Origin of the sequence: Shewanella sp. (assembly GCF_013214165.1) — a bacterium.
In the GTDB taxonomy this organism is placed as follows: Bacteria; Pseudomonadota; Gammaproteobacteria; order Enterobacterales; family Shewanellaceae; genus Shewanella.
The window spans coordinates 1-12,145 of sequence record NZ_JABSSM010000099.1 but is presented as its reverse complement, the minus strand read 5'-3'; the positions used below and the strand labels follow the sequence as shown (position 1 = coordinate 12,145).

Sequence of the window (12,145 nt, the reverse complement as noted above, 5' to 3'; positions counted from 1 at the left end):
GCCGCTTCATCAAGCAGGGCCTGGGACTTAAATCGTCCTTCCCAGAAGCGCCCTGTACACTTGTCCTCTGCATTGGCTCGTTGAGCGATAGGTTCATTCAGTGCCCGCAACTCTTATGCAAGCGTTACCAAGAAAGATCCATCAGCCGTAAGCGGTACTCTTTGACTCGTTTATTGATAATACTTTGTTGATAAAATTCAAGCGACTCACCTTTAACAAAGTCGTGATTAAGGCTATCGCCTTTAAACAGCTTTTGCCATTGCGTGACCACTTCGATATCTGACCAATGCTTAGCTAACTCTACATCAATACGTAATACGAGATGTAAATGGTTACTCATCACTACGTAAGCACAAATATCAATAGCAAACACAGCTGCAAGTTCCAGTAGTCGACTTTCAACCCAATCCCGTCTATGCTCATAGGATTGACCTGTATAATGATCGACTCCACACAAAAAAGCCTTTCTAACACAACGAGATACGCAGTGGTAAAATAATTATCTTGTTAAATAAAAAGTTCCAAACTGACTAATGATTTTCTTGGTGTCGGCATAACAACCCCTCCTCAACAACTCTGACTTAAGCGTAGTCAAAGGATCTTAATCTGACAATCCTGGGTGTCTTGGTTGTTCTTTTCACTACAAAAGCAGATAGAGCAAATAAGCCTCATGCCGAGAGGAAAACAAAAGTTTATTAATGAAATGTTAGACGCGTTAATTAAACAGCAGCAATCAGCGTAACGGCTGGTTTAAAGCGACTAAGATAAGAAGCAGCTAAAGAAAAATAAAATAGCCGCTAACAAAAAAAGCCAAGGCAGTTAAGAAATTAACTGCTTTGGCTTTTTGCATTTTTTTATTTAATAAAGGAGTAAGCTAAAATCAAATGAGATCTATTCTCAAATGTCACCGACCCCTTTTATTTGATTTAATCGTTAAGCATCAGGGTCATTGTTCATTACATTTATAAAAAGTCCCTGACGAGACAAGCCAGATAGACAAAAATCATTTTCACCAGACATGCCTAATCTGAGGTATAAATCGCAACCAAAAGTTATATAATCTCCATTATCAGCTTGGAGTCTAATGCCCATGAGATCACGAAGACATAATTTACAAAGTGGTAATATGGAACTTTCATCCAAATACTCTCCGCCTCTAACTTTAATCAGTGGTTGATCAATATCAAAGATCCATTTATCTGCATCATCTTCCCCCCTCAAGTCCATTAAAAACTTAATTTTGAAGCTTTTTGAATTGTGATAAATAAAAGTTCTAATGGTTTCAATATATAAATTTTCAATACGTAAGTACTCTTCTGAAGTAAGTATTGCTCCATTAAAATCTGTCCCAATGTCGGTGATTGACGACCAAGTATCATCTTCTTGCCCTGAGTGTTTACTAATCTGATAATGCTTCATGATTAACTACCTATTTTCTTAAGATCTTTGTCATAAGTACCTGAACGTGTCTTTTTCTTGTTCAAACCGTTCGCTGTATCTGCACCTTTAAATGCTCCACCATTATGTCCGTCAGCATCTCTTGATATAAATTTAGGATCAGCTTTTTTATTATGAAAAACTTTTTGCTTCGCTTTGTTTAAGGCTCCTTTGACTTCTTTGTAACCAAGCTTAGCAGCTTGATCAGCTGCTTCTGCTGTCGTTTCAAATGCAGGTCCAGTAATTTTTCTCGTTGCTTTACAAGCTTTACAGACAATTCCAACCGCTGCTACAGCAGCACCACTATAATCACCACTCTGGAAGCTACTAACCGAATCCATAGCATCGTTATAACCAGAGGCTTCAGCAAGTGCGCCTGTTGCGCCTCCATCTTGATACCCCTCATAAGCGCTATATGCTATTAGTCCTACAGCAATTGCTGTAAATATGAACTTACCATCAGGATCAGTGTATTTATAGGGATTGTTATTAACATATAAATAACGATTGAACGACATGACTGGGTTTTTAGCTGTATAGCCAACTGGGTCATTTGAGTAAAACCGTCCGATAACTGGATCATAGTATCGTGCCTGCATATAAGTCAAACCCAGATCTTCATCTTGCAGATGCCCGGTATACCCTATGCCCGCCTTCTCACCGCCGAGGCGTTTACCAAAGGACTCATACACACTGCGACTGATGACATTACCTGACTCATCGGTTTCCATAACCGGCGTACCCAGCATATCGGTATGCTGATAACGCACCCTACTGCTACGCGATACCGTCCCCGCTAAGTAACTCACACCACATTGGTTGCTGGCATTACAGGCTTGGATCTCGATCTTATTACTGCCCAATGACAGCCCAGCCAGCGAGTAATGGGTCCCGATCACCTTAATAATGCGCTGCGTACCGCTTTCATCGGTGATGATGATTTGATAATAACTCGCATTACTCACCGCAGACCAGCTTAAGTCATAGCGACCATCTGTGCTAGTGCCAGTCACACTACCACTGCTGCTTGAGGGCATGATGGGAATAAAGGTATTCGTTGTTGCTTGCTATATTTACCATCTGGACGTGAATACAGGGTCAAAATCAAAAAGACACTAAGGAAATGGTGCCGTCACCTCAGTGAGTATGCCTGCCGCGCTCATCCAAAAAGAGATAATCAGACGTTTTGTGTACAGTTAACAGAACACATACCTGAGAATATATAAACCCTTATATTTAAAGGGCTACAGCTCCTTAATGACTTACATATGACCTCCTACTTCAGCAATACTTAAAGCTTAGTAAGAGGATGCTAAGTTCGCAATTAACCATAGGTGGCGCTCTATTTACCTATAATATTTTTATTATTAAATCATAGTACTGCGAGAGTGCAATCTGGTGAAAAGACATCCCCTTTTAAGAGTTTCAACTTGACAGACAAGTGATGTTTGTCGTTAAAAAACTCAAATTCATCACCTTTTACTAATTTATTCTTTATAAGTTTTATACCATTAACTTTTATCGTTATAAACTTCACGCCAAAAAAGTTCAACTTTAATTTTACTTCAACGGATAAACCTTCGACCACATTATTTCCTGAGTAAGTTATTCTATAAAACCAAAGTACAGTAAAAATAAATATAGCTAACAGGATAAACTCCATACCATAGAGTTCAAAAGCTGTAATTACAATTGAAGAGAAGAGAATGCATGGAAAGATAATAATTAGCTTTAGCCAATTAATAATTACTCTTGTCGACAATATTGATTTAGTCATGAAATATCCTTTATATAATCTTCATCTATTTATTCTTTATATCATGAGCCATTTTTTCAACATGGGCTGAAGTAGCAATATTTGTAGTTTCAGCAATTACAGCTGCTGATTTTGCTGTAAAACCAATGGCTTTTGCTGTTTTATCAACCACACCACCTAACGCTCCCGTTGCCATAGTTAGAGAAACTTTACTATAATCCGCATTTTCTAGTCCGTCAGCAACACTCGCTACTGCACTTGTTAATGTAGATTCAATAGAGCTTGTATCAACATTTACTGAAGCGACAACTTGCCCAGTTAATTCGCCAGCACCACTAGCAATACCTCCTACTACAGCTGTTGAAAGAAGGGATGTTCCACCAGATAATCCAGCTAGTCCACCAAAAGTGGCCCCAATTCCAGCAGCTGTAACTGCATCGCCGAAATCACCTCCGTTAGCGAAGGCAGAAATTCCACCTCCAACACCACCAACAATAGCACCAAAAACAGCAAGTGGCACTGTAGCAAACTCACCATCTGAGTCTGTATATTTGTAGGGATTGTTGTTTGCGTAAATATACCTATTGAAGCCATGAAGAGAATTACCACGAGCAATATGCTTCATGACATCAACAGGATCATTGCTATAAAATCGTCCTATCAGCGGATCATAGTACCTGGCCTGCATATAGGTCAAACCCAGATCTTCATCTTGCAGATGCCCGGTAAACCCTAGACCCGCCTTCTCACCGCCGAGGCGTTTACCAAAGGGCTCATACACACTGCGACTGATCACATAGCCTGACTCATCGGTTTCCATAACTGGCGTACCCAGCATATCGGTATGCTGATAACGCACCCTACTGCTACGCGATACCGTCCCCGCTAAGTAACTCACACCACATTGGTTGCTGGCATTACAGGCTTGGATCTCGATCTTATTACTGCCCAATGACAGCCCAGCCAGCGAGTAATGGGTCCCGATCACCTTAATAATGCGTTGCGTACCGTTTTCATCGGTGATGATGATTTGATAATAACTCGCATTACTCACCGCAGACCAGCTTAAGTCATAGCGACCATCAGTGCTAGTGCCGGTCACACTACCACTGCTGCTTGAGGGCATGATGGGAATAAAAATAGTGATATCACCCACTGCGATGGGGATAAACACCGTCTGACCTTGGCTCGCTTGTGTTGGCGGCGACAAGGTAGCGGCGCATATGACTAACCCTATAAGAAATAATTGTGGGTGTCTTCGTTGTTCGCCTTCTTCACCGAAACCTTGCTGACGGATCTGATTTTGAGCATCAATAAAATCATTAGAAAACATTCCTGTCGGATCAGTATACTTATACGGATTATTATTCCCATAAGCATACCGATTAAAGCTGTGCACATCCCTAAACCCAATCGGATCATTCGAGTAAAAAGCCCGATAAGCGGATCATAGTCCCTGGATAATCAATAATTAAATGAGATCTATACTCAAGTGTCACCAACCCTATACTATTCTACTTAATATTATTTTTACCGTATTTAGAAATACTCTTTCGGTAAGAAAAATATGAAATAGAGATCAAAAACACTAAACACGCCACAGTAAAGCCTAATCCGTGGAGTAAGCCATTTTCAATTGAAATTACACCTCCACATATAAATGATAAGACTAAATAAGCTATTATTTGAACTTTATATAAACTAAAAAAACTCATGTTCCTTTAACCTTATTAGAAGTTTTCTTTCAATCTTTTATCGACCACAGAAATCCCTAAATCTGCGGCTTTATTTGCTAAACCTGTTGCAGCTGAAGTAGTTTGTCCAGCAGTATTCCCAACCATAGCGCTTCTTGTAGTAGAAATATGTGAAGCGATACCTCCAGCATTGGACATGCTATCTAACTTACCAGCAAATGAATTACCAACCTTCCCACCGATTAATCCACCCGCAGCACCACTAACAGTACTTATAGCAGCCTTAGTAACAGAAATAGAATTTCCATTTGCTAAATCTTGTCCTGCGGAACCAACACCACTTACGATAGCACTAACAGCGACTGTTTGTTTAACGGCTTTACTAGCAGTAATGACTCCCTTGAAAGCTTGCGTTGCTGCTCTTCCGGCAAAACCACCTGTAACGGCACCTACAGCACCGGCTATTGCTATATCTGTAAAATCTATATCTTGGCCAGTCGAAATTTGAGCTGTTAACTCGATGCCAGCACCAATAACAACTCCCCACAAAAATTCACCATTCGGATCGGTGTATTTGTAGGGATTGTTATTAACATATAGATAACGGTTAAACGACATCACCGGATTACTAGCCGTATATCCAATCGGATCATTCGAGTAAAACCGTCCTATCAGCGGATCATAGTACCTGACCTGCATATAGGTCAAACCCAGATCTTCATCTTGCAGATGCCCGGTAAATCCTATGCCCGCCTTCTCACCGCCGAGGCGTTTACCAAAGGGCTCATACACACTGCGACTGATCACATTACCGGACTCATCGGTTTCCATAACTGGCGTACCCAGCATATCGGTATGCTGATAACGCACCCTACTGCTACGCGATACCGTCCCCGCTAAGTAACTCACACCACATTGGTTGCTGGCATTACAGGCTTGGATCTCGATCTTATTACTGCCCAATGACAGCCCAGCCAGCGAGTAATGGGTCCCGATCACCTTAATAATGCGCTGCGTACCGCTTTCATCGGTGATGATGATTTGATAATAACTCGCATTACTCACCGCAGACCAGCTTAAGTCATAGCGACCATCTGTGCTAGTGCTAGTGCCAGTCACACTACCACTGCTGCTTGAAGCCATGATGGGAATAAAAATAGTGATATCACCCACCGCGATGGGGATAAACACCGTCTGACCTTGGCTCGCTTGTATTAGCGGCGACAAGGTCGAAATGAATATGACTAACCCGATAAAAAACAATTGTGGGTGTCTTCGTTGTTGTCTTCCTACGGGTTTCAGCTGCAGTGGCGCAGCAAATGATCGATGCAGCCGAACTATTTTTAACAGAAAAACAAGACGAATTACCCCAAATTGATGATCAGTATTCGCTCGAACAAATAGAAGCTGAAAACAAGGCATGGTGGCCGACTCACTGTGAGGCATTACGTCAATCACGAGATGACATATTGAGTGCTGAGTACCATAAAAACCTGGTTTACTTCTGTCAGGATGGGCCTTTTTATGGCCTAGAAGAGCAAAAAAGCCGTGAACAACAATGGTGGGCATTGCTGGCACAACCCGGCGTCACTATGAGCTGGCCAATCGTCATGTTTCATGGTGAATATGTCTGGTTTGAGTGGACGTGTATCGATGATCATACCCATGAAACAACCGCTAAAGGCAGTGTGGCTTGGATCCGACGGGGTCATCGCGGCGGATGCCACTGGAAAGGCGAGCAACTGACGTTTTACCGTGATGTATTTGCGCCGGACAACTTATTAACCCCATAAAGACATCATATCTTTCATCGACGTCAGTGCTGTACCACTGGCGTTTTATTCTCCGTTTTATTCTGTGAATCCCTTGAGTAGCAAATAAAAGAAGTTATCGCCAGGGCAATTACACAGTTTAATTTACATCCTCTTTATACTCCTGTTGTTTGAATACTTTAAGAAAAGACTCATACTCCTGCCGACTAAATTCTGACTCTCCACGATCAAACACATCACGGTTATGTTTGCTTATATAACTCTCAATAATATTGATAATATCACATTCTTCTTTGAAGATAAAAATGCAATACTCATCATACAAACTTATCAAGTAAAAGTTATTTTTAACAAATTTTGCAATGAACTGCCTATCTAGTACCTTTCCATCACGACAATACTTGTCAAAAACTGTCGGTTCATATGACAGGCTAATGCTTGCCCCGTAATCAGAGAACAATCCACTAGACAATATTTTTAGCTTTGCAATTTCTATAGTATTTTGCTTGTCATATAGATCGATCTGTTCTAATAATTCACAAGGAATTACGCTTTCCAAATTCTCGTAGTCAGTATCAGAGAGCAAGAAACGACACGTCCATCCTTGTTGCATCTTGATTTCTTGAGGCAAGTTAAACCTAACAATAATTTTATTTACTTCTGAAATTAAATTATTCATTTATCTTCCCTAAACTTCATTGGCTTTCGATTTGGTCTATTAACATCGACAGTTTTCGGGTTCCCTTCTGTTTTAGTTGAAGAATGGGTTCCTGTTGTTCCTCCTTCTGCTGTATCTTTTCTCCCATCAGGTCTTGATGTACCTGGGGATTTATCTTTTACGTTTTCAGCAGAAATCCCAGGTTTTAAAACTCTTACTTCTGTTTTTCCTTTTTTCTCTGGAGTAGAGTTTCCTCTTAGTTCTTCTTCAAAAGCATCCATTTCTTCAACACTGCCTACTTGGTCACTTCTGTCTGAAATATCCCCAATCGATTCTATAGCTTCAAGGGAATCATTGCTATTACTTGCCGCTAAGATAACTAGCCCCGTAACCGCTAATCCAACCCCACAACCAACAGGCCCTGCTCCACATGCTACTAAAGCAGCTGTATTTCCATCAGGATCCGTGTACTTATATGGGTTGTTATTAGCATAAGCATACCGATTAAAGCTGTGCACATCCGTAAAACCAATCGGATCATTGCTATAAAACCGTCCTATCAGCGGATCATAGTACCTGACCTGCATATAGGTCAAACCCAGATCTTCATCTTGCAGATGCCCGGTAAACCCTAGACCCGCCTTCTCACCGCCGAGGCGTTTACCAAAGGGCTCATACACTCTGCGACTGATCACATAGCCTGACTCATCGGTTTCCATAACTGGCGTACCCAGCATATCGGTATGCTGATAGCGCACCTTACTGCTACGCGATACCGTCCCCGCTAAGTAACTCACACCACATTGGTTGCTGGCATTACAGGCTTGGATCTCGATCTTATTACTGCCCAATGACAGCCCAGCCAGCGAGTAATGGGTCCCGATCACCTTAATAATGCGTTGCGTACCGTTTTCATCGGTGATGATGATTTGATAATAACTCGCATTACTCACCGCAGACCAGCTTAAGTCATAGCGACCATCAGTGCTAGTGCCGGTCACACTACCACTGCTGCTTGAGGGCATGATGGGAATAAAAATAGTGATATCACCCACTGCGATGGGGATAAACATCGTCTGACCTTGGCTCGCTTGTATTGGCGGCGACAAGGTCGCGGCGCATATGACTAACCCGATAAGAAATAATCCTGGGTGTCTTGGTTGTTTTGGATTCAAAATATAGCGATAGGTCGAATGAGAATAGCTCTCAAGTGTCACCGACCCCTTTATTTTAGTTAATCTAATTTTGTCATAGCATGGGCTATGCTACCTTCGCCTATCAGTTCATTAATGGTCGTTTCAATAGTTTCCAAATTTAGCCTCTCAACTATTAACATATCTGTTGCCCAAAAGAATAAACCGCTGTTGCATTCTCCAGTCAGCTTGTTCTTTTCAAACATAGTTTTAATATTTTCTATTGTAAAAAATGTAGCGGAATATCGAACACCATTTTTCATTATAACTTCAACATCAACGTTATCATTATATTCATCAAGTTCAGCATCACCTTGATATATTAACACTTCAAAATTTTTCATTATTCATTTCCAAATGTCTTTAAAACTTCTTTTATTACAGCACCTTGGTTCGCTTTGTTTGATTTGCCAAGGATTTGAATAGTATCACCACTTTGTTTAAAATATACTCTAGCGCCGCTACTATGCCTAGCTTCAGACAATCCTTGCCCTATAGGCTTGGTTCCAATACCGGGATTCAAATTTCCTTCAGACAATTTAGCTGTCAAATTATCAATCCCTGCTTGGTGAGACTTTCCTGCAACTTGTGCTTCTTTTACTAACTTAGAGCTTTCTTTAATCCTTGACGCAACTTTAAGCCCTTTTAAAGGTTTAACAACCGCCATTGCGGCACTAACTGCGGCACCGGATATATCACCACTAGCAAGACTACCACCCGCCGCAATAAGGTCATTGGCACCAGACGCTTCCATGGCAACATCACTAGCGCCTACATTAAAATCAATTACACCTTCTTCACCGAAACCTAGCTGACGGATCTGATTTTGAGCATCAATAAAATCATTAGAAAACATTCCTGTCGGATCAGTATACTTATACGGATTATTATTCCCATAAGCATACCGATTAAAGCTATGCACATCCCTAAACCCAACCGGATCATTCGAATAAAACCGTCCTATCAGTGGATCATAGTACCTGACCTGCATATAGGTCAAACCCAGATCTTCATCTTGCAGATGCCCGGTAAATCCTAGACCCACTTTTTCACCGCCGAGGCGTTTACCAAAGGGCTCATACACACTGCGACTGATCACATAGCCTGACTCATCGGTTTCCATAACCGGCGTACCCAGCATATCGGTATGCTGATAACGCACCCTACTGCTACGCGATACCGTCCCCGCTAAGTAACTCACACCACATTGGTTGCTGGCATTACAGGCTTGGATCTCGATCTTATTACTGCCCAATGACAGCCCAGCCAGCGAGTAATGGGTCCCGATCACCTTAATAATGCGTTGCGTACCGTTTTCATCGGTGATGATGATTTGATAATAACTCGCATTACTCACCGCAGACCAGCTTAAGTCATAGCGACCATCAGTGCTAGTGCCGGTCACACTACCACTGCTGCTTGAGGGCATGATGGGAATAAAAATAGTGATATCACCCACCGCGATGGGGATAAACATCGTCTGACCTTGGCTCGCTTGTATTGGCGGCGACAAGGTCGAGATGAATATGACTAACCCGATAAAAAACAATTGTGGGTGTCTTCGTTGTTTTCAACTGGCTAGTAACTCGTTTCTGGACATAAATGAGTTTGTACAAAGGGTCTAGTTGACCTTGCATTGATTAGAAAACGTACCTTTATTTTGCTAAAATTTCCTAATTCGCTCCGACCCCTTTATCCTATGCTCATAGGATTGACCTGTATAATGATCAACTCCGCACAAAAAAGCCTTTCTAACACAACGAGATACGCAGTGGTAAAATAATCATCTTGTTAAATAAAAAGTTCCAAACTGACTAATGATTTTCTTGGTGTCGGCATAACAAACCCTCCTCAACAACTCTGACTTAAGCGTAGTCAAAGGAGCTTCATCTGACAATCCTGGGTGTCATGGTTGTTTGTCACTACAAAAGCAGATAGAGCAAATAAGCCTCATGCCGAGAGGGAAACAAAAGTTTATTAATGAAATGTTAGACGCATTAATTAAACAACAGCAATCAGCATAACGGCTAATGTAAAGCGACTAAGATAAAAGCAGCTAAGGAAAGTAGCCGCTAACAAAAAAGCCAAGGCAGTTGATAAATTAACTGCTTTGGCTTTTTTGCATTTTTTATTTAATAAAGGAGTAAGCTAAAATCAAATGAGATCTATTCTCAAGTGTCACCGACCCCTTTTATTCTTGGTTCAAATATCATAATCTTTGCTAAAAGGGCCTCCTGTCTCGGCAAAGCAAACATTTTGATAAAACACCAGTTTGTTTTCTTTAACGATAAACTCACAGGCTATATATTCCTTCATCCAACTATTCTCTAGGAATTTTATACTGTTAAACTGAGAGTAATTATTAGAATTGGTAATGAGTAAAGTTAAAACATCATCACTTTGCCATATTACCTTAGTCTTGTAGTTATTAATGGTGACGATTTCTGTAACAGCTTTCGTACCATTTTTTTGATCAGACATATACAAGAAGTTATATATGTCCGTATTTAGCTTACCTTGTGTTGAAAAGCTTTTAGATGACTCCAAGTAGTCACTTACCAATAGGTTCTCATTCTTTTCGATTAGAGCCTTAACAAAAGTGTCTATTTCATAGCCAAGTTTCAAGCCTGATGAAGAGTTCCCTGCGCTGCACGCAAGTGTCAGTGTTATGCTAAATGTCATCAACATACTTTGAATGATATTTATATTTATTTTCAAACCTAACATCCTCCGCCACTACCTTTTACACAAACTTCTTGTTTAGGCATATTTTTAAATTGAGTTTTCATAGGATCAACCTTTGGAGTAGTTGCTGTTGCAGGGCTACTCGTTGTCCCTTCTCTGTAAGTATAATGTTGGTGAGGTGCATTGCCAGTGCCAGAGCCATCGGACTGTCCTATTGTGCTTCCTTCTGAGACCTTATCACCAGCTTTTAAACCTTTAGCAGATTGAGTATGAGCATGGCCACTCATACTTCCGTCATCATTTGAAATGAGAATATAATTACCACCTCGGCCACCACCACCGACTTTAGATACAGTGCCACTTTCGGTTGCAGTTATTTTTGCTCCTTTAGCAGCCCTAAAATCTGTTCCAGAATGGCTTTTCGATGCTCCTTTTATTCCTGTATTTCTCTTACCAAAATTACTTGTGACTACGACCTGTCCGTTACTATTTTTATTAACTGGCCATGATGTCAATCCAGTGGGATCAGTATATTTATAAGGGTTATTATTGGCATAGGCATATCGATTGAAAGAGTGGATGTCACGAAATCCAATCGGATCATTCGAGTAAAACCGCCCGATCAGCGGATCATAGTACCTGGCCTGCATATAAGTCAAACCCAGATCTTCATCTTGCAGATGCCCGGTAAACCCTAGACCCGCCTTCTCACCGCCGAGGCGTTTACCAAAGGGCTCATACACACTGCGACTGATCACATAGCCTGACTCATCGGTTTCCATAACTGGCGTACCCAGCATATCGGTATGCTGATAACGCACCCTACTGCTACGCGATACCGTCCCCGCTAAGTAACTCACACCACATTGGTTGCTGGCATTACAGGCTTGGATCTCGATCTTATTACTGCCCAATGACAGCCCAGCCAGCGAGTAATGGGTCCCGATCAC

12 protein-coding genes and 1 pseudogene are annotated in these 12,145 nt (G+C 41.3%); 1 reads left to right on the top strand and 12 read right to left on the bottom strand.

Going from position 1 to position 12,145, the window contains the following annotated elements:
* The 6 genes and pseudogenes from HRU42_RS18780 to HRU42_RS18755 form a co-directional block, all read right to left on the bottom strand.
* Nucleotides 1-555, bottom strand: a pseudogene (locus HRU42_RS18780) (transposase); the annotation flags it as partial.
* A 378-nt stretch (nt 556-933) separates the two neighbouring features.
* Nucleotides 934-1,419 carry a hypothetical protein gene (locus HRU42_RS18775; protein WP_295033355.1) on the bottom strand — a complete coding sequence of 162 codons (486 nt, stop codon included), beginning with the start codon at nt 1,417-1,419 and terminating at the stop codon, nt 934-936.
* A gap of 2 nt (nt 1,420-1,421) precedes the next feature.
* Nucleotides 1,422-2,450 carry a toxin C-terminal domain-containing protein gene (locus HRU42_RS18770; RefSeq protein WP_295033353.1) on the bottom strand — a complete coding sequence of 343 codons (1,029 nt, stop codon included), beginning with the start codon at nt 2,448-2,450 and terminating at the stop codon, nt 1,422-1,424.
* A gap of 359 nt (nt 2,451-2,809) precedes the next feature.
* Entirely contained in the window at nt 2,810-3,214 is a 405-nt protein-coding gene (locus HRU42_RS18765) for a hypothetical protein (protein ID WP_295033352.1), read from the bottom strand.
* 25 nt (nt 3,215-3,239) lie between these two features.
* The gene (locus tag HRU42_RS18760) at nt 3,240-4,592 is read right to left on the bottom strand and encodes an RHS repeat-associated core domain-containing protein (RefSeq protein ID WP_295033350.1); all 1,353 of its coding nucleotides are present in this window, start codon (nt 4,590-4,592) and stop codon (nt 3,240-3,242) included.
* A 331-nt stretch (nt 4,593-4,923) separates the two neighbouring features.
* Nucleotides 4,924-6,078 carry an RHS repeat-associated core domain-containing protein gene (locus HRU42_RS18755; protein WP_295033348.1) on the bottom strand — a complete coding sequence of 385 codons (1,155 nt, stop codon included), beginning with the start codon at nt 6,076-6,078 and terminating at the stop codon, nt 4,924-4,926.
* 116 nt (nt 6,079-6,194) lie between these two features.
* On the opposite strand from HRU42_RS18755, the gene HRU42_RS18750 reads away from it, so the two are divergent.
* Complete coding sequence (locus HRU42_RS18750) at nt 6,195-6,680, top strand: hypothetical protein (RefSeq protein WP_295033346.1); 486 nt, start codon at nt 6,195-6,197, stop codon at nt 6,678-6,680.
* A 118-nt stretch (nt 6,681-6,798) separates the two neighbouring features.
* Here the strand turns inward: HRU42_RS18750 and HRU42_RS18745 are convergent, their stop codons facing one another.
* From HRU42_RS18745 to HRU42_RS18720, 6 genes are all read right to left on the bottom strand, one after another.
* A complete protein-coding gene (locus HRU42_RS18745; RefSeq protein WP_295033344.1) occupies nt 6,799-7,338 on the bottom strand; it encodes a hypothetical protein in 540 nt (179 codons plus the stop codon).
* Complete coding sequence (locus HRU42_RS18740) at nt 7,335-8,534, bottom strand: RHS repeat-associated core domain-containing protein (RefSeq protein ID WP_295033343.1); 1,200 nt, start codon at nt 8,532-8,534, stop codon at nt 7,335-7,337. Before HRU42_RS18740 ends, HRU42_RS18745 begins: the two co-directional genes overlap by 4 nt.
* A gap of 17 nt (nt 8,535-8,551) precedes the next feature.
* Nucleotides 8,552-8,854 carry a hypothetical protein gene (locus tag HRU42_RS18735; protein WP_295033341.1) on the bottom strand — a complete coding sequence of 101 codons (303 nt, stop codon included), beginning with the start codon at nt 8,852-8,854 and terminating at the stop codon, nt 8,552-8,554.
* Nucleotides 8,854-9,987 carry an RHS repeat domain-containing protein gene (locus HRU42_RS18730; RefSeq protein WP_295033339.1) on the bottom strand — a complete coding sequence of 378 codons (1,134 nt, stop codon included), beginning with the start codon at nt 9,985-9,987 and terminating at the stop codon, nt 8,854-8,856. Before HRU42_RS18730 ends, HRU42_RS18735 begins: the two co-directional genes overlap by 1 nt.
* Before the next feature lie 725 nt (nt 9,988-10,712).
* Nucleotides 10,713-11,228: a hypothetical protein gene (locus tag HRU42_RS18725; protein WP_295033337.1), complete on the bottom strand. Its 516-nt coding sequence runs from the start codon at nt 11,226-11,228 to the stop codon at nt 10,713-10,715.
* Between the two features lie 2 nt (nt 11,229-11,230).
* Nucleotides 11,231-12,145 carry an RHS repeat-associated core domain-containing protein gene (locus HRU42_RS18720; RefSeq protein WP_295033336.1) on the bottom strand — a complete coding sequence of 305 codons (915 nt, stop codon included), beginning with the start codon at nt 12,143-12,145 and terminating at the stop codon, nt 11,231-11,233.

Bases quoted from the DNA above. Each gene is read 5' to 3' on its own strand.
- HRU42_RS18730 (WP_295033339.1), bottom strand. From the start codon at position 9,987: ATGTTTATCCCCATCGCGGTGGGTGATATCACTATTTTTATTCCCATC.
- HRU42_RS18775 (WP_295033355.1), bottom strand. From the start codon at position 1,419: ATGAAGCATTATCAGATTAGTAAACACTCAGGGCAAGAAGATGATACT.
- HRU42_RS18735 (WP_295033341.1), bottom strand. From the start codon at position 8,854: ATGAAAAATTTTGAAGTGTTAATATATCAAGGTGATGCTGAACTTGAT.
- HRU42_RS18765 (WP_295033352.1), bottom strand. From the start codon at position 3,214: ATGACTAAATCAATATTGTCGACAAGAGTAATTATTAATTGGCTAAAG.
- HRU42_RS18745 (WP_295033344.1), bottom strand. From the start codon at position 7,338: ATGAATAATTTAATTTCAGAAGTAAATAAAATTATTGTTAGGTTTAAC.